Source organism: Methylobacterium sp. Leaf94 (genome assembly GCF_001426045.1).
Taxonomy (GTDB): domain Bacteria; phylum Pseudomonadota; class Alphaproteobacteria; order Rhizobiales; family Beijerinckiaceae; genus Methylobacterium.
In genome coordinates, this window is sequence record NZ_LMRM01000032.1 from 1 (window position 1) to 23465 (window position 23465).

The following is a 23465-nucleotide window of genomic DNA, read 5'->3' on the forward strand; positions in this document are numbered from 1 at the left end:
CCGCCACGTGAGCGGCCAAGAGCTTCACGAGCATCTCGCTCGGGCCCAGATCCCCCCTTTTGGCAGCTCCCGCCGCCTTTTGGTGCGCTCGCATGTTCGTGCCGTCCAGGAACACCATCCCGAGTTGGACGCCCCGCTCCTGCACGAGGCCAAGCAGTCGCTCCCAGACGCCGGCACGGGACCAGCGGATGAAGATCTGCGCAGCGCGCCACCAGGGACCCAGATCCTCCGGAATAGCCCGCCACTTGGCCCCGTTCTGATGCCGCCAGAGAATGGCTGAGATCGTGCGCCGAAGATCCTGTGGGGGCGTCTTGGCCTTGGGCCGGCAGGCCTCCACCAGGGGCTCCAGTTCAGACCACTGCGCGTCGCTCAGCATCGTCCCTCCTGCATCAGAGAGACGAAAACGAAAGCCAAACCAATCCGTTCAGGCGACGACAGACCCTAACCCGTTCCCGGGATCAGCAGAGACCAATGAGCGCGACACCGCCGATCATCAAGAGGGCGCCGACAATGCGGCCTAAGCCCGCTCGGTGTTGTTCGAAGCCAACCCAGCCAAAATGGTCCAGTAGGATCGAAGTGACGACGCCGGCCGTGACGAACATTCCAAGGAAGGCGGCGGCGCCAATCTGCCGAGCGATGAAGAACTGGGCAAGGATGATCCCGCCACCCATGAGGCCGCCGAACCAAGCCCACCAGGGCATTTGAACCGCTTGGTCGAGAGAGGGCCACGTCAGTCGCCCCGTAAGCAGGCCAACGACCAAAATACAGGTGGCTGTACCTGCCACAACAACGAGGCCAGCGGTCAGCGACTGCGCGAGGCCTTTCGACAAAGCCCCGTTCTGACCAGCCTGAACGGCGTTGGCGACGCCTGCGAGCAGGACGAAGCCGTAGAGATACCACATTTTATTTGTCCGAAATAAGTGATCCCTTTATATAGCTCTGAGAGACCAAAAAGTTCGGTGCGCAACAATATTTAAATTTGCTTTTAGATCACGTGCGGCACCGAGAGCGCGTGCAGATATTGTATCATACTGGAAAGCACTCATTACGAATAACTGCCATAAGCAGAAGCACAAAGCACGGGGCAAGCACCAGTCGGCAGATTGCTGCCAAGCTTTCATTTTTCAAGTGTAGGCTTTGCTGAAGCGTCAGCGCTGTCCCAGGTGTTCGTACCAGTGGTGGGCCTGAACCGGGGATCTCTCGAACGTTAGAGCTGAGTAGCCGACACGGGTGTGGCGCCATTCCCGAGGCGCCACCCCGTAGCGGCTCCGAAAACTTCGGCTGAGGTGGGCCAAAGTTTTAAATCCGAGCTCGTTCGCCAGGCGCGTGATCGACCGGGTCTCAAGCGGATCCTCGAGCGCTGTCCGGATCGCCTCCAGCCGCTTCTCCCAGACGCGGTGCATGACCCCGCCAGTTTGCTCGAACGCGCGATAGAGCGACGTCCGTGACGTCCCCAAACGTTCGGCGAGCCACTCGGGCGAGAGCCTCGATGAGGGCAGGTTCAGGTCGATCAGGCGTTCGGCCATCTCCACGACGCCTGCGTCGAGTTCCCGACCTCGCAGGACGTCCGACGCCGAGGAGCCATCGAGAAGGCGACGGACGAACCCGGTCAGCTCGGCCGCGACCTCCGCGGCTTCCTCAATCCGTGTCGAGGGGAGATGCCGATACAGCGCGTAAAGGCGTGCGAGTAGCAGCCTGTTTCGCTCCTGGTCGAAAAACATCGGGATGCGCTCGATATCGACATCCGCCAGGAGCCGACGCGGCACCGTCAGTCCGATCGCGCTTGAGCGCGCGCCTCGCGCATCGAGTTCTCGGCCCATGTCGGCGGCCATCACCCTGTTCCGTTGCTGCATCACCGTGCAGCCGGCGATCTCGCCCGTCAGTCCCCCAGAGACGTAAAGCATGAAGGTCAGATGGTCTGGCGTCACCGCTGCGTGACGGCGGTCTCGAATCATACGTTGCGGTGTAAAAACCATCCGGCTGGCGAGTATGTCGCCGAGCATCGTGCAGGAGAGATTGCCACGCGGTGGCGCGGCACCTTCACTCTGCTCGACCCGAATGATCGGCGCCATCAGATCCCGCCATGCCGCAAAGGCATCCGTCGGAGCAAGACCATCAGTGTTGAAGTGCAGGGTGGGAACGATGGTCATACGATCTGCAGAGCCTAGGGATTGCCAACGTGTTTAGTCGTACGAGGCCATAGCCCGTTAGTCACGCCTCTGGCTTTGTATCTCTTGAGTAAGAAGCAACTCGCCGGCGCGAAAATCGCGACGCGGACCCGGCGGTCCGGCTCCTCGGGGACGGCGCAGGGCATGCGAGTAGGGCACAACGCCGCGCTATCTGCCGCTTCCAACTCCGGCCGGTTTTGCAGCGTCCACCGCGGCCAGCTCTCGCCGACGATCGCGGGCATCGATCTCCTGGCGACCTACTTCCGACGGAAGTCGGCGTAGATCCAAAGCGGTGCGATCTCGCGGTTGCGCGGTGAGGTGGTTCAAAACCCGGAGCTCGTTGCCCGGCGCCTGGAGGACTGCAACCCGGCGATCTACTCGGCCAAGCGCCGGGGAGCTGCAGACCACCTTCGGCGCGCGCGACTACGGCATTCTGGTTGCTTGACGAGGCCCACGACGAACAGGAGCGCCTGAAGGTGACTGCGGTTCAGCGCGGTACGCGCTAATGAGAGCACCGGGCCTGTTCGGCTCGACGGTCGGCGAGGTCAAGACGCCGGCGTGAGTACATGAGGATAACCTGCAGTCTGCAACGCCTTGCGTCCTGTAGCTACGATCTTGTTCTCAACGGCAAGATCATAGGCGGCGTGGCTCGCGAGATCGCGACTGGCGGCGATGCACCCGTATGGCACGCTAAGCTGCCGGACGATCCACCGCTGATCAGACGGCCATATCCTTCCAGCAAGGTTGACCACACCTTCGGCACGCTCGATGCCGTTATGGCGTGGCTCGGAGGAGCAGCCAAAGCCAACGACCCGCTAGCCGCTTAGTTGTCGAGGGGCTGAAAACTTCGCCGGGGCGATCTAGCCTGTGAATGCACGTCAGGCATGTAATTGGGCAAAAGTGGATGCCTTCGCTTGATTGCTGGTCTTAGATCATCGATATGCCCAGCGCGGGGGCGCAAAAATCAAAGAGCATTATGGCTGAGAACTTAGATACCCAATCGACTGATTTTCTCGATCTGACCGGCGACATTGTCGCTGCATATGTGTCGAACAATCCTGTTCGTCCTTCCGATCTGCCGGACCTGATCCGGAACGTCTACGGAGCCCTCAGCGGCTTGGCTACCGGCGCTGCCAAAGTCACGGCGGAGCCTGAAGTCGAAAAGCCGACGACAGCTCAGATCCGCAAGTCGGTGACGCCGGAGGGCATCATCAGTTTCTTGGACGGCAAGACCTACAAGACCTTGAAGAGACACCTCAGCACCCACGGACTGGATCCGCAGAGCTACCGGGCTCGCTTCGGCCTGTCGGCTGACTACCCAATGGTCGCCCCGGAATACGCTGCGCGTCGTTCCGAGCTTGCGAAGTCGATTGGCCTTGGTCGGATCGCTGATCGCAGTGAGGACGAGCAGTCGCCGGCCGGGGGCCGCAAGAAGGCTGCCTGACCCCTCAACTGCAGCTAATATCCGAGGCCCCGCTGCCACGCCGGCGCGGGGCCTCGGCACTCCGGACAATGGAAACGAGGTTTACCGCCCAGTTGGCATCCTTAGTGAACGCCTATCGCAAGACCTCCTGCTCGCGCGCAGCTCACAAGGCCAACCTCGTAACTTGCGGAGACCTTCGCCTCATAATTCCTCAGTTTGGGTGTCTTGATCGACATATCGCCAGATCGTGGCGATATTGCTCAGACACTTACTAATTCGTCGAATGTTTTTATTCAGAGCGCGTTAACTCATAAACTTTACGTGATCGCATGCTCTGCAAGGCACGATCCTCGCCATCGAGGATAGGTCATGACGTTCACGCAGTTTGCTGACGGGATTTTGTTGAGGCGCCAAATCAGCCTGCTCGCTGGTGCGATTGCTCTCGCCGTGATCGGGGTGACCGCGGTAGGCTCGGCTCTCCTGGCGAGCAGGCAAGCGACGGAGATGGCCCAGAGCAACCTTCTACAGGTGGCGCGCTCGGTGGCTGACCGGCTCGATCAAGACATGGCCGAACGGTTACGCGAAATTCGCAATGTCGCAGCTCTCGAGGCGCTGCAGCCGCATTGGCTCGAGAATACCGGCAGCCTTCGCAAGGTCCTTGACCGGATGCAGGGGACGCTCCCGGATTATGCCTGGATCGGGTTTGCGGATCGCGAAGGGCGCGTGCGCGCTGCTACGGGCGGTGTTCTCGAAGGGGCAAATGTCGGCCAGCGTCCCTGGTTTCAGAACGGCATCAAACACGCTGCTGTCGAGGACGTGCACGCCGCCGTCCTGCTGCAGTCACTGCTGAAGCCACAAGCGGACGGAACCCCCTTCCGGTTCGTGGATCTGGCTGCACCGGTCAGTGATGCATCCGGTCAGATCATCGGCGTTCTCGGGGTTCACCTCAGCTGGCGCTGGGCTGATGTTGTCCGGCGTGAGGTGCTGTCGTCCCGAAGAGCAGATCTGAGGGAGGATATCATCGTCATTGATCAAGCAGGTCGTGTTCTCCTTGGGCCGGATCTTGGAGCAACCCCCTTCACGGCCGAAGCACTTGCCGCCGGGTCTTTCTTTGCTCTCCGCCCGGAAGGTGATCGGATTGCAACGGCGACATCGACCCGCGGACGGGGCGACTATGTGGGTCTAGGCTGGATCGTCGTCGCTCTGCAGCCCATCAATACAGCGCTTGCGGGGGCCAATCATTTGGCCGTCCTCATCACCCTGCTCGGGCTTGGCGCAGCCCTGGTCGGGATGTTGGGTATACGGTCGGTGGCGGCACGGCTGAGCCGTCCTCTGTCGCAACTGACAGAAGCTGTCGACCGCGTGGGTCGCGAGCCGAATGCACGGATGACCCACCGCGTGCATGGCTCCCCCGAGGTTCTGCAATTGTCGGCTTCCGTCCGGTCTCTGCTCAGGCGCATTGGCACGGCGGAAGCGGATGCGCGCCACATCGAGGCTGAGGCGTCGAACGCGGTACACGTCGCTGAAGACCGCGTGAGACGCCTTGGAGCTGATCTCCACGCCATGCAGCTGCTGGCCGACACAGACGCCCTTACGGGCCTGCTGAACCGGCGTGCGTTCATGCCTCTGGCGAAGGACGCGATGAGCTACTTCAAGCGTTATCGCCGGGCGATCTGCGTCCTGATGATCGACATCGATCACTTCAAGCGCGTCAACGATCTTCATGGCCACGCGTCAGGCGACGAAGTCATCCGCCAGGTTGGCCTGATCATCAGCGAGGCGATCCGGACCACCGATAAGGTCGCCCGGTTCGGCGGCGAAGAATTCGTGGTTCTGCTTCGGGAAACCGACCTGCAGGGAGCAGCGATCTTCGCCGAACGCATCCGCCAGACGGTCGCCGACAACGTATTCGAGCCGGAAGGGGCCTGTCTTAAGGCGACGATCAGCATCGGCATGGCCGAGGCGGAGAAATCCGACGAGGACATCGATCGCACGATCGAGCGGGCTGATCGCGCGCTCTACGCTGCGAAATCAGCCGGCCGCAACTGCGTTCGGTCGCTGGAGGCGCCAAGCTCCTCCGGCCTCTCGGCAGCGGCCTAACTGCCGATCTGGCCGCATGCCGATGCGGGTGTGCTGACCTTGGCTGGGCAGGAGGCGGCAGCACCAATGCCCCCGCCTCACGTTGCTCTACTTACCTGCGACAGCCTTGCGCGGACGTGCAGCCCGCTTCGGCTTCGTCTCGGCAGCAGCTTCGGAAACTGTCTCCTCCACCGCTGTGGCCTTAGCTGCAGCCTTGATCTGACCCTTCCGCTGCTGCCCGAGGCCCAGGCTACGAGCAAGCTCCGACCGTTGTGCAGAGTAGCTCGCTGAAGTCATCGGGTAGTCGGCAGAAAGGCCGTGCTTTGCCCGATATGCCTCGGGGGTGAGCCCACGAAGCGTCAGGTGCCGACGCAGCGTCTTGTAGGGCTTGCCGTCCTCGAAGCTGATCAGCGCATCCGGTGTAATCGACTTCTTAATCTGAGCCGGCGTCGGCTTCTCAACGGCGTCTTCAGCAGCCTTCTTTGTGCCGCCTGTAGCAAGATTGCTCACTGCAGTGTGCACTGAGGCGAGTAGGTTGGCCAGTTCGCTCACTGGGATCGAGTTGTTCGAGACGTAGGCCGACACGATGTCGGCGGTCAGCTCAATGAGGTCAGTAGGCACATTAGACCTAGCGTCATCCATCTTTGATTTTCCTTGTACAGATGTCTTATCTGTCTAAGGCGTGAAACCACACAAAAATCAATCCTGATTTTCTCAGATTGGATGCATCGCGGCGTTTTTCACTATTTTAGTGGGCAATGCGGTCCGCTCGGGGGCTACACTCGACCGAGCGGGTACTCAGTCCTGCGCTTCATCAACGACCTCACGCCTGAGATACGTGCGAACCTGCCGGGTCGCTACTAACCCTCAGTCTATGCAGGCTCCTGTTCAGCCCCGCGAGGCGCGCCAGCCAGCCAGCTACGCCTTCTCGCAAGCCTCGGTACCGCGGGTCCGGCATTCACGTCCCTGCGGTCGGCTGCTCAGCTCTGTAAAAGCCGTCTGCCTTCTTTGGTGAAATGTGTCGGGGTTCCAGCCATAGCAGCGGCCGTGATGCGACTGACAAGGGCGTCGCGCCTTGCGTGCTTAATCACGATCCGCGCCGCGGCTCGTGCGTTGGTCGCTCGCAGCTCGGCTTTTGGGCCGCCATCCCGAAGGGCTTTGCACGCCACGGCGCGAAACCAATTTGCATTGGCGATTGCGATCGCTCGCCGACGGGCTTCGCCAGTCAGCTCCACTGTCTCTGGTGCTGTCAGAATGGACATTGTGCCGATCCTGGCCGGTGAGGCTTCGCTTGTTCCCCAGTGAGACAAGCGATGGGGTTGCCTCGCCGGATCAGCAAAGAAGATACCGCATGCGCTGCTATGGAATTCGACGCAGGGTAGCTAGCCGACGGTCAGTGTGAGCTAACTCAAAAAGTGCTGTTAGGCGCTCCGGTCAGCCACGCGCAGCACGCCAGCCCGCCGCTTTCGCCTCGTCTTCGGAGCAGAACATGCGCTCGCCAGCGCGGTCGTTAATGCGGGTGCGCTCGTAGTCGCGCGAGCCGGGCAGGTGATAGATTCGCTCGCCGCCGGCCGAGATGTTGCCCTTGATGTTGCAGCCGCTCGCCTTGCTCGGCGACGTGACAGTCTCGGGCCGCTTGTGCTCGCCGCCGGCGCGCTTCTCCCGGCGCCACTCGGACGGCTCCTGGAACGTGCCGGCCCAGATGCCTTGCCGGAGCGCCTTGGCCGTGAGCTCGGCGTTGGCATAGTCCTCGGCATAGCGCCGGTAGGCGATGGCGTGGCCCTGACGGACCATCCAGGCGTTCAGATCCTCGGCGTCGGCCCGGCAGACGGCGACGACCCGGCCGTAGCGGTCGGTGTCGCGCGGATCGCACGTCACCAAGCCTTTGCCGATGTGGTCCGAAAGAGCGAGCGCTGCCGTCTGCCCGCAGCGGTAGTCCTTGCCGGCGGCGTCCTTGCAGAGCTGCCCGCTCTCGGGCGCGTCGATGCCATGCAGACGGATGCGCGTCCCGCGGACCTCGAGCGTGTCGCCATCGATCACCGAGGCCTGGCCGACGATCGGGTCGGCGACCGCGGGCGTGGCGAGCAGCAGGACGAGGAGGGGCCAGGAACGCATCCGGAGGCTCTACCACACCTCGACCGCCCAGATCTGTGTACGGCAACGGCACCCGAAGCGGGACGCCTTGCAATTGGCTGCGGGGGGCCCTTCGCGGCCTCGAGAACTTCAGGCTGTTGAGCAGGTTCCTGGTGCGGACAAGTTGAGTGTTTTGTTTCATGGGATCGCGACGGATCGGCTCGACCCTGACGTATGACGTCTGATCGGATCACGAACAGAAGCTTTGCATCGGCCTTCGCCGTTGGCGGCCTCGTCGTGCTGATGATCCAGGAGGCTCCGAACTGGCGCGCGATCATCATCGCGCTAGTCTGCCTGTTCGTCTTCGCCGGCCTTTGGCTATTGCCCGAGCAGCGATCCGCCCACCGGACTGAACCCCGCCGCATCCACGTCGAGATCATCCCAGGGGACAATCCCAAGCCGGCGCGAGATCTGCTGGAGGGCCATCCGAAAGAACTGGAGTGGCTGCCCCTCGGCAAGCCTACGAGCCGGTGGAGCCTGCGGCGCTGGCGAGCACCTGGCTGAACATGCAAATGCCCGGCGCCTTAAGCCCCAGGGCGACGCCAGGCTCTGTAAACGCCGTTGTTCAAGCAGACTGGACGGCAATCGAATGGGCTGGAGCGAGGAGGTAAGGCCCGATACGCCAGTGGAGGCTTTCGTACAGCTAGGTTCAGAAGACGGATGCGCCGACCAGATCCCCCAAACGAAGCAAGCGACCGCCGCCTGACCTGCTACAAATCGGCCTCCCTCTCCTAGGGACCCCTACTCGACCTTCACCCGCCCGGAGCGATCCGCGGCGTGTCTATTTCTGCGGTGTCAGACAGCAAGCTCGCTAGTAGGCCAATGGCCGACTATGCGTTGACAAGGGTCGGCCATTGGCCTACCAGGAGATTCAGCCCACGGTGATTGCGCATGCTCAAGCCGGGGTCGTCGCAAACCCCGGCTGAGAGATGACCATTATGACTGGCCTATTTGAGGTGATTGAGTTTCAGGCCGAGGGGCATCCGATTGAGTTTCTGAGGGTACGCAGCTTTCGGAAAGAGGCAGACAGCACCTTCACTCCAGAAGAGTTCTCGGGATTTCTGAACTACATCGCGGCCAACCCAGAATCGGGCGTTCGTATCCCTGGAACCTCTGGACTCCGCAAGATCCGTTGGCGAGCTAAGGGCTCCGGAAAGCGTGGTGGTGCAAGGGTAATTTACTATTTTCGGGATCTTAACATGCCGCTCCTCTTGCTGGCAGTTTATCCGAAGGGCCATGTCGTTCAACTGAGCGCGGCCCGCATGAAAGAGATCGACCGGAAGGTTGAGTTCCTGATCAGCGAACTCGCTTGCTCTAGGTCGGAGGCCGATCGCTACGCCGGTCGGAGAGCATAAAAATGAACAAAAACAGGAGAGTGGTGATGGCGAACGAGCACAGGGTGTTCGACGACGGTCAGAGGATCGTTGATGGTCTCGATGAGGCAATCGCCTGGACCAAGGGCGACACAACCGCTGCCCGGCTTATCCCTTGGCAGGCGCCGACCAGTGTGGACGTGAGAGCTATCCGGCAGAAGATGGGCATGTCTCAACGCGAGTTCGCAGCTTGCTTCGGACTGAAGCTGGAGTCGCTGCGTAATTGGGAGCAGAACAAGCGCGTGCCCGAGACTTCCGCTCGCGTGCTGCTCACCTTGATTGACCGCGAACCCGATGCGGTCAAAAGAGCGTTTGCTATCGCCTGAGCGCATCTAATTTTAGAAATTTACTAAGACTGTCTCAAATCTAGGCGGCAGATCACCAAACACCGAAGGTTCGATACGAAATCGTACCGCATCCAAGAGGCGAGCAGTCAAATGACTACAGAAATGATTTTCCTACTCGCGTGCGTGGCTACCGCATTGGGAGCCATGGCCTCGTGTTTCTACTTCGCAAAAAAGGACTGGCCTGTTTATGCGGTTTTCTCTTTCTGCATAGCTACCGCTTGCTTTTTATCGGCATGGGATGCTGTGAAGCTCAGTCACAGAATAAATGTCGCTCAGACTGAGACGCCTACGAAGTAGACCGACGCGCTATGAAAAGTTCTGCCCGGCACGCCATCGCAGCGCGCCGGGCGTTTTCATTTATGACCCTGCTCCCGCTCTCCCGCCAGAGCCCGCATAATCGCCGACCGCCGATCCAGGCACGCAGAAGCAGCTATCCTTGCGCGGGTTGATCACGCACGCTGAAGCTCAGCATGCTGGTTCTGGTCATAGGTGCCGATTCGGTTGGCTGGCTCGTGGATGCGACGCCTGATTTCGGACAGCTGATCTGCCGGCATGCGTCCGTTCGCGTGGCCCTCCGCTACCATCGCGAGCAGAATCTATTCGAACGCGTCCTCGCTCAGGCCCAGGCTCAAAGCCACGGCTTCCAAACGGTACAACTCCGCGGCGTCCTTACTGAACGTCACGCCACATCCTCTGCTCCGTTCCGAGAACTTGGACGGTCGATCCGGACATTGGTGAAAGCCTTGGAGAGCACTACTCGGCCGTTCTGGTCATAGACCTCGACCCACCAGCCGAACCAATCGAGGTGCCCGCCATGCGCCATGAGGTCGAGCGCGACCCGCTCGGCGTGAAGGCGCACCAGAGCGAGCGTCGGCAGCCGCCGGCCGCGCAGATCGACAACAAGATCGTGCCCGTCTGTGCAGTGGAAGCGGTAAAGCCGCGTCGGCATTGGGTTTCTACCCCGCACTCCACAGGCGTCCACCGCCCTGTTTCCTGGCTTGACCGTTTCGATTGAACCACGCCCGGCGATGCGGTTTGTTCCCGTTGTGTTCTAACAGCAGCCGGACGCGCAATGCAGGCCCAGCCCAACGAACCCCCTGTGGACATCCGCCTGACCGAGGCGGAGACCATCGCGCTCGCCTATCACCGCGCGGCGCGCGGCGATGCCTGGGCCGCCCTCGTGCAGGCCGTCGAGGATGCGCTCGGCGATCTGGCGGAGGCCGAGCGCCAGACAGCGCAGCAGTGCCGCCTCATCTCGCGGGGCTACATCCGTGAGGGCGCGATCAGTCCGGGCGCCGGCCGATGAAGCTGTTGCAGATCGCGGAGCTTCCGCCACACAGCGCCGGCACGGTCCGCATCCCGATCCAGGGGGCCGCGCTCTGCGCCGGTTTCCCGTCGCCGGCCGACGACTTTCTGGAGGGCTCCCTGGAACTCCCACGCTGGCTTGCGCCGAACCCGCCGGCCACCTTCGCCTGGAACATTTCGGGCGACAGCATGCGTGGCGCCGGCATCTTCGACCGCGATCTCGCGGTGGCCGACCGCAGCCTCAAGCCCGGCAACGGCAGCGTCGTCGTGGCGATCGTCGACGGCACCATGAGCCTCAAGCGCCTTGTCATCGAGGGCAACGTCGCGCGCCTCGCCTTCGACAATCCCGACCTGCCGGCCTTCGCCGTCGAGGATCTGATCGAGGGCGAGATCTGGGGCGTGGTCCGCTTCTCTATCCGCTGGCACGTCGCCCGCGCCGGGCTGGTGCGATGAGCCGGGCTATCGCGCTGATCGACGGCAACAGCTTCTACTGCTCGTGCGAGCGGGTGTTCGATCCGAAGCTCGCCCGCGTGCCGGTGATCGTGCTCTCGAACAACGACGGCTGCGCCATCGCCCGCACGGCCGAGGCCAAGGCGCTCGGGATCAAGATGGGCGACCCGTTCTTCAAGATCCGTGAGCAGTGCCGGCGCGACGGAGTGCGCGTCTTCTCCTCGAACTACACCCTCTACGGCGACATGAGCGCCCGTACGAACGCGGTCTACCGCGACTTCTCGCCGGCGGTGGAGATCTACTCCATCGACGAGAGCTTCCTCGACCTCTCGGACGTTCGCGACCGGGACCGGGTGGCGCTCGCGCGAGACCTCCGTTCCACGGTGCGGGCCTGGACCGGTATCCCGACCTGCGTCGGCATCGGGCCCACGAAAACCCTGGCGAAGCTCGCCAACCACATCGCCAAGACGATCCCCGACCTCGACGGCGTGTGCGACCTGACCGACCCGGTGGCCTACGACCACTGGCTCTGCCGGATCTCGGTGGCCGAGGTCTGGGGCATCGGCCGGGCCTCGCTCGCCAAGCTGATCGGGCTCGGCGTCGACACGGTCGCAGACCTACGCGACCTCGACCCGCGCCCAGTGCGCAAGGCCATGACGGTGGTAGGAGAGCGCATCATCTACGAGCTGCGCGGGCTGGCCTGCTTGCCGCTCGAACTCATGCCGGCCCAGCGCAAGGGCTGCGCGGTCACCCGCTCGTTCTCCCGCCGCATCACCGAGCGCGAGACGCTCGAACAGGCCGTGGCCACCCACGCGACGCGGCTTGGCGAGAAGCTGCGGCGCGGCGGCCTTGGGACCACGCACGTCTCGGTCTTCTATCATACGAGCGAGCACGACCGCGGCGACCCGATGCGGTCCGTCTCGACGACGGTAACGCTGCCCGAGGCCACGAACGACACGCTGTCGCTGATCAAGGCAGCGCAGGACGGCGTGGCTCGCACTTGGCGCGAGGCGCCGGGCGACCGGCCCTGGCGCTACAGCAAGGCCGGCGTGGTCACCACCGACCTGAAGCTCCTCGAGGACGCGCCGCGGGCGCTGATCGGCCAGCTCGACCGCGAGCGCAGCGCGCCGCTGATGGCGGCCATGGATGCTTGCAATGCCCGCTTCGGTCGGGGCACCGTCGTGCCGGCCCGGGCTGGGCTGACGGAGAAGCGGACCTGGGCGACGAAGTTCGAGATGCGCAGTCCGCGCTACACCACGCAGGTAAGTGAGCTGCCGACGGCGCATGCCTGATCCAGGTGGCAAGCGCGCGCCCGGAGGCTCAGTTTTGAGGCTGCTCGACCGGCGTCGGAGACCGGAGGAGGATGAGCACGCCGCCGGCAACGGAAAGTCCGAGCGCGAAGGAGAAGAGGAGAAAGAACCGGCGAGGCATACGTCCAGATAGCACGCTTAAGCGCGTCGATGGCATGGAAGCTGACCCCTATCGATGCCATAGGAGAAAACTAACGCGCGAATATTTGACCATAGACCCCATCTATTATCGCGCACACTGCACTCGTAAATTCGGCCATCGCTCCTCGGACGAAAGCCCGATCGCTCATGGCCAGCTCCTCCGAACCCGACACCGTCCTCCCCTCGCCGGCATACGCAGGCGCTCAATTGGGTCGCGGGTCATCGCGCCGGACTGCGCAGGCTGCTCACCGCGATCGGGAGGGCTTCTGATGCCCGATCCGACCAAGTACGAGCGCGATTTCAGCTTCAAGGGCTTTCAGACCGGGAGTCCGACGGGCATGCAGCCCGGGGTTCGTATCGACGACGAGCTCGACAACATCGCGAGCGCGATCGCCGGCCTGGTCGATGCGGTCAAGAACGTCCGGCGCTCCGACGGCAAGCTGCCCAACGGGATCGTCGGTCCGGACGCGCTCTCGGCGCTGTCTCGATTCCGGCTCGGCATGCCGCCCGGCGATCTTCGCTTTCAGCCCGACGATATCGAAGGTCTCGACACGCTGTTCGCCGGTGTCAATTCGCAGTTCGTTGACTTCGGAACTCAGCTCGCAGCGAAGGCAACGGCGCAGCAGCCGGCGGCGGGCTTCTCGGATGCCGAGACCCTGGCCGACTTCCGCAAGCGGGTGGTCGCCGAGCACATCAACGTCACCGATCCGAAGTGGGCCGGCGGCGCGAAGGTCGACGGCGTCTCCGACGACAGCGCGGCCGTGAACGCGATCTCGGGATACATTCGGGCGCGTACGAACAAGTACTTCAGCAGCTTCAACGTCTACATCCCGCCCGGCATCATGCAGCTCGGCGCGTCGTGGGACATCAGCGGGTGTCACGGGCTCAACGTCATCTGCGCCGGCCGGGACGCCACGACGATCCGCGCGGCCGGCAACTTCCCGGTCATCAAGCAGACGGCGGCCACGGTCCCGGAGAGCATCATCGGGTTCAACATCGGCCCCTGCAACATCGTCGGCGGAGGGATGAGCAGCACCAACGCGCACGGGATCGTGCTGCAAGCGGCCTATGAAGGGTCGATTGACGCCAAGTTCTATTCCTGCCGGGACGCGGTGCAGATCGCCACGTCCTGGCAGTTCGTCCTCAAGTGGCTGCGGGTCGCGGGCACCGGCACGCTACAGAACTGGAACGGCCTGGTGCAGCCGGACGGCATCGCAGGCGTGCAGGAGAACTGCGTCATCGACCTCGGCAGCGTCTACGAGAGCTGCGCCAACGTCGGGATCCGCGCCACCGCCTGCACCGGCTCCAAGTACATCTCGACCGAAAGCACCGGAGCCGGCGGGTTCGCCTGGTACATCGGCGACAGCACGGTCGGGAAGGAGTGCAAGTGGTTCCTGATGACGGCTTGTGTCTGCGACACCTCGCCGAACCTCCTCGTCATTTCTCGCGGCGCTGCGACGACCGGCGTATTCGGCCAGTTCACGATCGTCGGGCAGTGGCTCGGAAACGCACAGGGCGCCGGCGGCGTCGCACTTCTGCTGCAGCGCATCAACTACCCGGCGAACGTGGGCATCGCCATCTCCATCGACAACGACACGACGGCGATCATCCTGCAGAGCAAAGACCTGACCGTCGATTGGGGCTCGGCCGAAGGCTACGACCGCTTCCAGCGCGGCAACGTCGGCGTGCTGGTCGAGGACAGTACGGACAACGCCTTCAGGTTCTCCCGGATCAAGCCGACGAACGCGGCGGTCGCGGGCGCCGCGATCATCGAGACCGGAACCTCGGCGCGCAACACGTTCGTCGGCTTCAACGCCGAAAAGGCCGTCACCCTGATCCCCGGCAACGGCTCGGGGAAGATGGGTCGCGCCGGCGGCCAGCTGTTCGGCCTCGTCAATTCCTGAAGGTGCATCCATGCCGCGCATGACCGCTTCGTCCGAATTCGACAACAGGATTTTCGCCGACACCCAGGTCATCCGGTGCAGAGACCGGAGCACGGGCAAGAATGCCCAGGCGCTCCGGTTTTCCAGCACGCTTGGCAATTTCCATGCGATCGATCAGTGGGCACAAGACGGCTCCATCGGGTGGGATCCCGTGGCCGAGACGCTGAAGCTTGGCGGCGCGTCCTACGCGAAGGGCGACTACCTGGTGAGCGTCGACAACCTGATTTCCCGCTTGAGCGAAGATGAGTTCGGCGGGCGCTTCGACGTGCGCGAGAACGCCAACTCCTACGGCGCCCCGTACGCCACGCCGTAGGCTCCAGGCTGTCGACTTCCGGCTGAGCGGAAGGCGCCTCAATGGTGCGAGCCATGGACCCAAGCAAGCAGGCCGCATCACTAGATCGGTGCGCTGCCGCTATTCATGTGCGCTTCGGCTAGGGCGCCGTGGTTCCGGCGAGGGCTGGCCTGACGGAGAATCGGACCTGGTCGACAAAATTCGAGATGCGCAGCCCGCGTTACACCACCCAGGTGGCCGAGCTCCCGATCGCTCACGCCTGATCGGAGGTGCCAAGGCCGGGGTTCATGCAGCGCGGACAGCCGAGAGCATCGCCAGGATCTCTGCTGCAGGTGCAGGTCGGCCTAAATGATAGCCCTGCATGAAGATGCAGCCCAATGCCTGTAAGGCGGCGAGATCCTTCGGCGTCTCGACACCCTCGGCTACCACTTCGAGGTTGAGAGCAGCACCAAGGCTCAGCACGGTCTGAACGAGCCCGCGCGCGTCGTCTGACTCGGCCAGTCCAGTGACCAGACCCCGATCGATCTTCACCCGATCCGCACAAAGCTGCCGGAGAGAAGCAAGCGAGGAATAGCCAGCCCCGAAGTCGTCGAGCGTGACACGGACACCTGCCCGCGACACGGCGGTCAGCTTGTCCCGTACTGCTTCAATGTCGAGTGCAGTTTCCTCGGTGATTTCGATCTCGAAGCTCGTTGGCGGTACCCCGAGGGCATGCAGGCGCTGGAGTACGATCTCATCAACTGCGATCTGCGCCATCTCGCGCGGCGAAATGTTCATGGCCACCGACAGATCGATCCGGCCACGATCCTGGAGTGTCAGCAGCATGCCACAGCATTGTTCGAGGATGAAGCGAAGGACCGACTCGGTCAGACCTGCCATCGCAGCTGCCGCGATGAGATCACCGGGCGGGATCCAGCCATGGACTGGGTGCTGCCAGCGTACCAAGGCCTCCAGGCTCGTCATCGTGCGGCCGCCCGCGCCATAGATCGGCTGGAACCAGACCTCGAGACCGCCTTCAGCCAAGGCATGCGAGAGGTCGCGCTCGCAATCTCGCCGCATCTCAAGGCGCGCTCGAAGGCGATTGCCGAACAGGCAGAACCGGTTCTGGCCTGCCTTTTTGGCAGCGTAAAGGGCCTCGTCGGCATAACTGAGAAGCTGGGTCAAACTCTCGGCTGGGTCGGTGCATATGCCAATGCTCGCGCCAAGCCGGCCAGCGTCGAAGCTCTCGAACGGTTGGGCTACAGCATGAATGAGACGCGCAGCTAGATCCGTAGGCGCTTCGTCCGTCTCGCCCGCGTCGTGCAGGATCGCGAACTCGTCGCCACCGAGACGGGCAGCGCAGCCACCTGGCGGAAGCACGGCTTCAAGACGGCTTGCGACCTCCCTCAGCACGCGGTCGCCCATCTTGTGGCCGTAGACGTCGTTCACCGATTTGAAGCCATCAAGGTCGACTAGTAGGAGACATAGCCGACGATCGGTTCGCGCGAGCCGAGCCTCACCTACCTCGACGAACCCAGCACGGTTCAGAAGACCCGTTAGATTGTCGTGGGTCGCCCGTGTCTGCATCTCCTTGGCAACAGCACGGGCTTCGTTCTTAAGCCGACTTGCCTGGCAAAACACAGTCTCGCTCGCAGTCGTGTTTCGGAGAAGTGCAAGCAGATAGAGGAGAACTGCAAATGCCAAGCAGTTCCGGTCGAATCCGCCCGCGTACAGGAGGCATCCTGCGACGGAGAGGAGAGGCAGGGTGATGAAGGCCGATGGAATGCGCGCATACGCGATGCCGTGTGTTACAGCTCCGGCCGTGATGCCGCATGTCACCGTAAGATAGAACAACGCCTGTGCTGACGTGTACCCGCCGCAGAGCAGCGAAAGGAACGCCCAGACGCAGCCCGAGAACAACGCTGCGGCGACGAACAGGCGTAGGTGCTGGTCGACCGAGCGTGCAGCTGCGGCAGCGGCGTCCGGCGGCATGTCGGGGGTCTGTGCTAAGCCGAGGCATGGGGCGCGGCATAGCCCGATGCGTAGGAAGTTAGCGGCGGTAGAGGCTGCGAACCAGATGCAGCCTGCTCGACCCTGCCCGGCCTGGATCGCGACCAGAGTTCCGGTGAAGCCCAGCGCTATGTTGATCGGAATGGCTTGCTGCAGGCTCTTTCGCACTGCTTCCAATTGGTCGCGGCGGATCAGCCTATCCAAGGATGAGCTGTCGCTCGGGATTGGGCGCATTGTCTCGATAGCCTTGCCGCTCCGCCTCGAAAGAATGCTCGTTTTATCTGCGGAGCCTTAATCGATTGCTGAGCGACCACACTAAGTAGATCAATCCACGCTCGCACCACGAAAACGTGACCATGACCGGCTGCTGCTGCGGGCCGGGCGGGATAGGGGAAGGGGCGGCGACCGCCTAGGGCAGGCGCGCAACAACTTGACCGTAGAGCGGGAGAGAGCCCAGTCGCTCGTGACTGCCGTGAGGGGATCTGTGGTTGGTTGCCGCAGCGAGACCGATTCTAGGCATCACAACTGTGCTGCCCGTGTGCTGCCCACCGATAAATAATTTCAGACAGCGGTTTGCGCCGTCATTCCTAAGTCATTGCTTTCACGGGAGAAAAGTGGTGCCGCAAGAGGGATTCGAACCCCCGACCCCCTCATTACGAATGAGGTGCTCTACCAGCTGAGCTATTGCGGCGCGGTTCCGGATCGGACGCTGATGTCCAACGGGACCGTTCGGGGGAGGGTCATATCGGTCGTGGCGTGGAATGGCAAGCTTCGACCGGCGTTGCGGGCGGTGGAATGCGCGGGGAAAAGCGATGCAGCACGGCCACGGTGCCAGGGCATCGTGCTGGCGACGCCGCCGGTTGCTTGACGGCCCGGTGGTCGACCTCAAAGGATTCGCGACGTTCCAAGGATCTCCATGTCCCTGATTGCCCGACTCCGTGCCTATGCCGCCGAATCCTTCGGTCTCGGAAGCCATGCCACGGCGGCTGAGGAGGCCGATGAGCGCTTGGCAGCGATCGCGCTCCTCGTGCATGTGGCGCGGGCCGACGGTATCCTCGCCCCCGAAGAGACCGAGCGCCTCGGCCGTCTGGTCGAGGGCCGGTTCACAGAGACCAGGGCAGAGGCTGAGGCGCTGATCGCGCGGGCCGCCGCGTTCGACGCCCAGACCCGCGACATGGCACAACTCGTCGAGATGATCGGGCACGAGGTCGGGCCGGATCGGCGGGCCCGCCTCCTTGCCATGGCTTGGTCTGTGGCCGGAGCGGACGGTAGCGTCCACGAGTTCGAGGAGGCCCTGGTCTGGCGTCTCGGCGGCCTTCTCGGCCTCGATGAGGCTGCCATCGGCGAGGCCCGGCGCAGTGCCGCGGAAGGGCAGGTCTCGCTCAGTTGAGCGCGCTGCCACGATGATTCTCAGCCTCACTCTGATCCTCCTGGCACAGCTCATCGGCGAGGCGCTGGCGCGGTCGAGCCACCTGCCTGTGCCCGGACCCCTGATCGGCATGGCGTTGCTGTTGCTGTTCCTGGTCATGCGGGATCGAGCCACCCACCTGGCCCCCCGAATGTTGGCGCCCCCCCTGGTGGACGGTCGCCTGGAAAGTACCGGCAAGGGGCTTCTCGCCAATCTGTCGCTGATGTTCGTGCCGGCCGGAGCCGGTATCGTCGGTCGCCTCGACGTTCTGGCCGTGCACGGAATCGCGTTGGCGGTGGTGGTCGTGGTCTCGACAGTCACCACTCTGGCTGCCACGGCCTTGACGTTCGTCGCAGTCTCGCGCTGGCTCGCCAAGCCGAAGGTGCGGCCGTGACCGGCGACTTCGCCGTTTGGGTCTATCTCTCGCGGACGCCGCTTCTGTGGCTGACCGTGACGCTGCTCGCTTACGTGGTGGCCGACCGGATTGCTCTGGCGACTCGCCGCCATCCGCTCGCGAACCCAGTCCTCATCGCCATCGCGCTCACCGCTGCCGTCTTGGAGCTTACGAAGACGCCCTACGCCACCTATTTCGAGGGCGCCCAGTTCGTGCACTTTCTGCTGGGGCCGGCCACCGTGGCACTGGCGATTCCCCTTCATGAGTATCGTGCCACGGTGCTGCGCTCTCTCGCGCCGATGCTGGCAGCCCTCGTTGTTGGTTCGGTGGTCGCGCTGAGCTCGGCCCTGCTGTTGGGCCAAGCTTTCGGTATTCCCCGTGACGTCATCGTCTCACTGGCGCCGAAATCCGTGACAACCGGCGTCGCGATGGGCATCGCTCAGACACTGGGCGGAGACCCGACGCTCGCCGCCGTCATCGTCATGCTCACCGGCATGACCGGCGGCATCCTCGTCACACCGCTGATGAACGTCCTGCGCATCCGGGACATGAGGGCCCGCGGCTTCGCAGCCGGTCTCGCCGCCCACGGCGTGGGCACCGCACGCGCCTTCCAGGTGAACGAGGTGGCGGGCGCCTTCGCGGGCATCGCCCTTGGGTTCAACGCGTTCCTCACCGCGATCCTGGCACCCATCGCGGTGACGTTCCTGCGCTGAACCTTACTCGGCGGCGACGGGCGACGGCACGTCGCGGGGCACGAACCGGCCATCATTGGCAGGCTGCATGTCGAGGCGGCGTTCGTGCAGGGCGTGCAGGGTCGACCGATGGCCGATTGAGACGATGGTGGTGCCGGGCAGGCGCTCCCGCAGCATCCGGTAGATCGCAGCCTCGCTCGGCTCGTCCAGGGCGGCGGTAGATTCGTCGAGAAACAGCCAGTCGGGCTTGGCAAGGACAGCGCGGGCCACCGCTAGCCGCTGCTGCTCGCCGCCGGAGAGGCGCTGATCCCAGGCATCGACCTCATCAAGACGGTCGACGAGCGCCGGCAACTGGGCAGCCACCAGGGCGTCGCGGATCGCCTCGTCCGGGAACATGTCCGTGGTGTTCGGGTAGACGACGGCGCCGCGCAGGGTCCCCAGAGGGATGTAGGGTCGTTGCGGCAGGACCAGGGCCGACTGTCCCTTGGGCAGGTCGATCCGGCCCTTGGCGAAGGGCCAGATGCCCGCGATGGCACGGAACAGGGTCGACTTGCCGGAACCTGAGGGACCCGTGAGCAGCGTGGCGCCGCCCTTCGTGATGGTCAAAGCGTCTGCGGCCACGATCTCCCGTCCGTCCGGCAGACCGAGGCTGAGCTTCGAAGCCGTGACGTCGCCCTTGGTGTCGTTGCCTTGGAACAGGCCTTCGCCGGTCCCTCCGATCGCCTCCGCCTTGGTCATCGCCTGCCGGAACGAGGAGAGGCGGTTGGTGTTGGCGCGGTAGGCTGCGATGGTGACGTAGGAATTGATGAAGAACGACAGCGAGGACTGCACGCTGCTGAAGGCATCGCCGGTCTGTTGGAACTGACCTAGGGTGATCTTCTTCAGGAAGTAGGATGGCGCGGCGAGGATGTAGGGAAACACCACGCTGATCTGGCTGTAGGACAGCGTGAAGCTGCCGAGCTTGATCCGCCGGACGATGATGTCGAGGTAGTTGTCGACGATCGCGTGGAACAGGCTACCCAGGCGCACCGTTTCGGCACGCTCGCCGCGCAGGAGGGCGATCTGCTCGCCGTAGATGCGGGTCCGGGCCAGGGAAAAGCGGAAATCCGCCTCTACCTTCTCCTGGCGGAAGTCGAGGCCGATGAGGGGGCGTCCGATGACGTGGGTCAGCCAGGTTCCGACCACCGCGTAACCGACCACCAGCCAGACGAGGAAGCCCGGCACCACCGTATCGGTGAAGGGCAGCACGAAGTCGCGCGACAGGCCCCACAGGATGACCATGAAGGACACCAGGGTCGCCGCCTGAGACAGGAGCCGGATGGACAGCGTGGTGGTCTGGGAGATGAAGAGGTTGATGTCGCTCTGGATGCGCTGATCCGGGTTGTCCGCACTCTCCCCGGTGAAGGGGACCCGGTAATGCGTCCCGGCATCCAGCCAGCGACCGTAGAAGCTGCGGGTCAGCCAGGTGCGCCAGCGGATGTGAAGCGTAGCATCCACGAAGGTGTCGAACATGCCGACCACGACCCAGATGGTGGCGAGCGGCGTGAACACCCAGACCAACTGGTACCAGAAGGCGTCGGAGTTGTATTCCTGGAGGGCGTTGAACAGGTCGCGGAACCAGAAGTTCAGCCGCAGCTGCAGGGCGACCTGTGCGAAGGTGATGAAGATCGACAGGGCGACGAGGCGCTGGCCAACCTTCCCCTCCGTGCTGCCGAACAGGCGGAAGGGTCCGATCTCCCGTGTCGGCTTGTCGGTGGTGGCGAAATAGGGATCCGCGATCAGCGTGATCGCCCGGATCGGCTCGAGGTACGAGATCGCCAAGACGATGCCGGCGAACACCACGGCCCCGGTTGCGGCGAAGCTCGGCGGCAGGAGGGCGGCGAGCGTCGGGGGCAGGAAACCCATGACCGCCAGTTGCTTGGCTCCGGCCAGGAACAGGTAGCCGACGCCGTAGACCGAGACGAAGACCTTTAGGTATGACGAGAGGCGCCCCGATGCGAGCAGGATGCCTGCCATGGCAAGGCCGCTGAGACTGACGTAGAGCGGTGCGGATACGCCGGGTGAAACCAGGAGCGCGAGGGCGAAGAGCGCCGTGACGGCGGCTTGCAGGCCGAGGCCTGTCCTCAATACGGCCACGCGCGTCTCCCCTCAGTTCTAGTCATCGTCCGGCGCCGTGCCCCGGGGGGACCGCCCATGCATCGGCATTGCAGGCGGGTCGTGGCGAGATCGTGGCGCACCGCTGCGGCGGACTATCCTCGTACCGCCGGTCCGTCTCACCAGTCCCAGTCGCCGAATTCCGGCTCGCGGCAGCGATAGCCGATTGGGCATTCTGGGTTGTCCCGGGTGGGCACGAAGCGGAGTTCGGCGATTTCGGTTAGATTGCATTGGCTACGGTCCCGTACGAAGCGCTCGGGCGCTCCGCCGGAACTGATCGCGACGGAACCTCGGGTCTTCACCAGAGCCATTGCATCGGCACAGATCATGCGCTGGGTCGTCGAGAGGGGGCTCTGGGCACTGGCCGGCGTCGCCAGGGCGACGCAGAAGGCGAGTGCGAGGCGTCTCGTCACGATACTCGGCGCCACTTTTCAGTTTCGATACGGTCAAGCATGGCAGTTTCCGTGTTGCGCGGAAAGGGCTTGCCGTCCGCTTGCCGCAATCGGGCGCTCTATCCACCGGGATTGCGCCCTCGCAGCGGCGCTCCAACCCAGCGTGCACCCGCTCAAACCGGGCTTGGTGCGCCCGAACGGACGAACGTCGAAGCCATGACGGGATTGTCGATCCTCAACCTTGATGCCGTGCGGGCCGCCCCTGTCTCGCGCGAGCCCTACAGTTTCTTTCTCGGCAATGACGTGCTCAAGCCCGAGGCCGTCGACGAGATCCGCCAGGATTTCCCCGCGATTGCCAAGCCCGGCTATCTCACGGTCGACGAAGTCGCCCTCAAGGGTCGCTTCAAGGCGCTGATCGACGAGCTTGAGAGCGATGCGTTCTCCCGCATCATGGGCGAGAAGTTCGGCATCGACCTGGTCTCTTGCCCGCGCCTCACCACCATCATGAAGCGCAGCCAGCTGAAATACGGCTCGATCCACACCGACGGCCCGTCGAAAGTGATGACGATGCTGATCTACATGAACGATGCCTGGGACGCTCCGGCCGCCGGCCGCCTGCGGGTGCTCTACGACGGCAAGAACTACGAACCCTTCGCGGTCGAGGTGCCGCCCACCATGGGCACGATGTTCGCCTTCCTGCGCGCCGACAATTCCTGGCACGGCCACGAGCCCTTCGAGGGCGAGCGCCGCGTCGTGCAGGTGGCATGGGTCAAGGACGCCAACGAACTCGAGCGCAAGAAGAAGCGCAACCGCACCGCCCAATTCCTGAAGGGCATCTTCGGACGGTAGGTCCGCACCAAAGGCCTGTTTGGCTCCGTTTTCAAGGGACCGGGGCCCCCCACCCGATCGGCAGCGCATCGTTTCCGCGCGATCCCGGCAGCAAGCCTGACCGTTCGCGCTTCGGAGATTCCTTAGGTCCCGGTCGGCTTCCCCTCACTCACACCCCTCTCTGTCGACCCGGTTTCCGCCGAAGCGGGGCTGGATTTATGCGCGCGCCGTCGGCCGCCCCGACATGTGCGGCGAAGATCGCGGGTGGTACGCGCGTGAGCCTGACGATAGCGGGATCGGAGACTCTCTCCACTCGGCTCTGCAGACATTGCTCAGCCCTGACAATCGCGTGTTGCCGTGTCCGCCGGGAAATGCCTTCCGGACGCCGGCGCGCGACTCATCGATCTGCGTCGCTCGCATGTATCGCGCGTCCGGTTCGCCTGGCCTCCCGGTCCGCGGCTCGCCGCTCCAACCGACAGCGACGGGAAACGACTTTGGGGGGAGAACCGCCTACAGCTACGGCGAAGGCGGTGCGGGGAAAGAAAAAGGATGGGTCATTGGGCTCCCGCCGTGTCCGACGCAGCGGGTGTGACGGTGACCGGAGTGGGACTTACGGTTCTCCGATCTAGCCCAGGCGGATCAGG

The 23465-nt window shown here is 63.6% G+C and carries 22 protein-coding genes, 1 tRNA gene and 2 pseudogenes; 15 read left to right on the forward strand and 10 right to left on the reverse strand.

Annotation, left to right across the window (positions count from 1 at the left end; all coding sequences use genetic code 11):
- The 3 genes and pseudogenes from ASG63_RS15335 to ASG63_RS15345 all read right to left on the reverse strand — a co-directional run.
- Window positions 1–376, reverse strand: a pseudogene (locus ASG63_RS15335) (IS5 family transposase); the annotation flags it as partial.
- An 82-nt stretch (window positions 377–458) separates the two neighbouring features.
- Window positions 459–902, reverse strand: a complete 444-nt coding sequence (locus ASG63_RS15340; protein ID WP_056218061.1) for a DMT family transporter — start codon at window positions 900–902, stop codon at window positions 459–461.
- A gap of 246 nt (window positions 903–1148) precedes the next feature.
- Window positions 1149–2150 (reverse strand): helix-turn-helix domain-containing protein, encoded by a 1002-nt coding sequence (locus ASG63_RS15345; RefSeq protein ID WP_056218065.1) that lies wholly within the window; start codon window positions 2148–2150, stop codon window positions 1149–1151.
- A gap of 994 nt (window positions 2151–3144) precedes the next feature.
- Between ASG63_RS15345 and ASG63_RS15355 the strand changes: the two genes are divergently transcribed.
- Both ASG63_RS15355 and ASG63_RS15360 read left to right on the forward strand, forming a co-directional pair.
- Window positions 3145–3612, forward strand: a complete 468-nt coding sequence (locus ASG63_RS15355) for a MucR family transcriptional regulator (RefSeq protein WP_056218116.1) — start codon at window positions 3145–3147, stop codon at window positions 3610–3612.
- 348 nt (window positions 3613–3960) lie between these two features.
- Window positions 3961–5691, forward strand: coding sequence for a sensor domain-containing diguanylate cyclase (locus tag ASG63_RS15360; protein ID WP_056218071.1), 1731 nt, complete (start codon window positions 3961–3963; stop codon window positions 5689–5691).
- Between the two features lie 87 nt (window positions 5692–5778).
- Here ASG63_RS15360 and ASG63_RS15365 read toward each other — a convergent pair whose 3' ends face one another.
- Both ASG63_RS15365 and ASG63_RS15370 read right to left on the reverse strand, forming a co-directional pair.
- Entirely contained in the window at window positions 5779–6312 is a 534-nt protein-coding gene (locus tag ASG63_RS15365; RefSeq protein ID WP_056218074.1) for a MucR family transcriptional regulator, read from the reverse strand.
- Window positions 6313–7104: 792 nt separating this feature from the next.
- Complete coding sequence (locus ASG63_RS15370; protein ID WP_056218076.1) at window positions 7105–7785, reverse strand: thermonuclease family protein; 681 nt, start codon at window positions 7783–7785, stop codon at window positions 7105–7107.
- Between the two features lie 192 nt (window positions 7786–7977).
- On the opposite strand from ASG63_RS15370, the gene ASG63_RS15375 reads away from it, so the two are divergent.
- From ASG63_RS15375 to ASG63_RS15380, 3 genes are all read left to right on the forward strand, one after another.
- Window positions 7978–8307 (forward strand): hypothetical protein, encoded by a 330-nt coding sequence (locus tag ASG63_RS15375; protein WP_056218079.1) that lies wholly within the window; start codon window positions 7978–7980, stop codon window positions 8305–8307.
- Between the two features lie 425 nt (window positions 8308–8732).
- A complete protein-coding gene (locus ASG63_RS24435; protein ID WP_244479931.1) occupies window positions 8733–9158 on the forward strand; it encodes an addiction module toxin RelE in 426 nt (141 codons plus the stop codon).
- Between the two features lie 26 nt (window positions 9159–9184).
- The gene (locus ASG63_RS15380) at window positions 9185–9502 is read left to right on the forward strand and encodes a helix-turn-helix domain-containing protein (RefSeq protein ID WP_056218082.1); all 318 of its coding nucleotides are present in this window, start codon (window positions 9185–9187) and stop codon (window positions 9500–9502) included.
- A 700-nt stretch (window positions 9503–10202) separates the two neighbouring features.
- Here ASG63_RS15380 and ASG63_RS15385 read toward each other — a convergent pair.
- On the reverse strand, window positions 10203–10472 hold the full coding sequence (locus tag ASG63_RS15385) for a DUF6894 family protein (RefSeq protein ID WP_056218085.1): 270 nt from the start codon (window positions 10470–10472) through the stop codon (window positions 10203–10205).
- Between the two features lie 150 nt (window positions 10473–10622).
- Here ASG63_RS15385 and ASG63_RS15390 point away from each other — a divergent pair, with 150 nt between their 5' ends.
- The 6 genes and pseudogenes from ASG63_RS15390 to ASG63_RS25380 form a co-directional block, all read left to right on the forward strand.
- The gene (locus tag ASG63_RS15390; protein ID WP_443189798.1) at window positions 10623–10829 is read left to right on the forward strand and encodes a hypothetical protein; all 207 of its coding nucleotides are present in this window, start codon (window positions 10623–10625) and stop codon (window positions 10827–10829) included.
- Complete coding sequence (locus ASG63_RS15395; protein WP_056218091.1) at window positions 10826–11281, forward strand: LexA family protein; 456 nt, start codon at window positions 10826–10828, stop codon at window positions 11279–11281. Before ASG63_RS15390 ends, ASG63_RS15395 begins: the two co-directional genes overlap by 4 nt.
- A complete protein-coding gene (locus ASG63_RS15400) occupies window positions 11278–12570 on the forward strand; it encodes a Y-family DNA polymerase (RefSeq protein WP_056218092.1) in 1293 nt (430 codons plus the stop codon). The genes ASG63_RS15395 and ASG63_RS15400 overlap by 4 nt, the downstream gene beginning before the upstream one ends.
- A 71-nt stretch (window positions 12571–12641) precedes the next feature.
- The gene (locus tag ASG63_RS15405) at window positions 12642–14633 is read left to right on the forward strand and encodes a hypothetical protein (protein ID WP_156394215.1); all 1992 of its coding nucleotides are present in this window, start codon (window positions 12642–12644) and stop codon (window positions 14631–14633) included.
- 10 nt (window positions 14634–14643) lie between these two features.
- A complete protein-coding gene (locus ASG63_RS15410) occupies window positions 14644–14985 on the forward strand; it encodes a hypothetical protein (protein WP_056218097.1) in 342 nt (113 codons plus the stop codon).
- A gap of 122 nt (window positions 14986–15107) precedes the next feature.
- Window positions 15108–15227 (forward strand): annotated as a pseudogene (locus ASG63_RS25380) (DUF4113 domain-containing protein); the annotation flags it as partial.
- Window positions 15228–15249: 22 nt separating this feature from the next.
- Here the strand turns inward: ASG63_RS25380 and ASG63_RS15415 are convergent.
- Window positions 15250–17187, reverse strand: coding sequence for a putative bifunctional diguanylate cyclase/phosphodiesterase (locus tag ASG63_RS15415; RefSeq protein WP_056218099.1), 1938 nt, complete (start codon window positions 17185–17187; stop codon window positions 15250–15252).
- A 381-nt stretch (window positions 17188–17568) separates the two neighbouring features.
- A tRNA-Thr gene (locus tag ASG63_RS15420) sits at window positions 17569–17644 on the reverse strand.
- Between the two features lie 225 nt (window positions 17645–17869).
- Between ASG63_RS15420 and ASG63_RS15425 the strand changes: the two genes are divergently transcribed.
- From ASG63_RS15425 to ASG63_RS15435, 3 genes are read left to right on the forward strand one after another with little or no spacing between them, the layout of a single operon-like run.
- On the forward strand, window positions 17870–18343 hold the full coding sequence (locus ASG63_RS15425) for a tellurite resistance TerB family protein (RefSeq protein ID WP_056218101.1): 474 nt from the start codon (window positions 17870–17872) through the stop codon (window positions 18341–18343).
- Window positions 18344–18356: 13 nt separating this feature from the next.
- Complete coding sequence (locus ASG63_RS15430; protein ID WP_056218104.1) at window positions 18357–18755, forward strand: CidA/LrgA family protein; 399 nt, start codon at window positions 18357–18359, stop codon at window positions 18753–18755.
- The gene (locus ASG63_RS15435) at window positions 18752–19468 is read left to right on the forward strand and encodes an LrgB family protein (RefSeq protein WP_056218106.1); all 717 of its coding nucleotides are present in this window, start codon (window positions 18752–18754) and stop codon (window positions 19466–19468) included. Before ASG63_RS15430 ends, ASG63_RS15435 begins: the two co-directional genes overlap by 4 nt.
- A gap of 3 nt (window positions 19469–19471) precedes the next feature.
- On the opposite strand, the gene ASG63_RS15440 is transcribed toward ASG63_RS15435, so the two are convergent.
- Both ASG63_RS15440 and ASG63_RS15445 read right to left on the reverse strand, forming a co-directional pair.
- On the reverse strand, window positions 19472–21583 hold the full coding sequence (locus ASG63_RS15440) for an ABC transporter ATP-binding protein/permease (RefSeq protein WP_056218110.1): 2112 nt from the start codon (window positions 21581–21583) through the stop codon (window positions 19472–19474).
- A gap of 137 nt (window positions 21584–21720) precedes the next feature.
- The gene (locus ASG63_RS15445) at window positions 21721–22014 is read right to left on the reverse strand and encodes a hypothetical protein (protein ID WP_156389580.1); all 294 of its coding nucleotides are present in this window, start codon (window positions 22012–22014) and stop codon (window positions 21721–21723) included.
- 195 nt (window positions 22015–22209) lie between these two features.
- Between ASG63_RS15445 and ASG63_RS15450 the strand changes: the two genes are divergently transcribed.
- Window positions 22210–22842, forward strand: a complete 633-nt coding sequence (locus ASG63_RS15450; RefSeq protein ID WP_055956504.1) for a 2OG-Fe(II) oxygenase — start codon at window positions 22210–22212, stop codon at window positions 22840–22842.
- The last annotated feature ends 623 nt before the right edge of the window (window positions 22843–23465 follow it).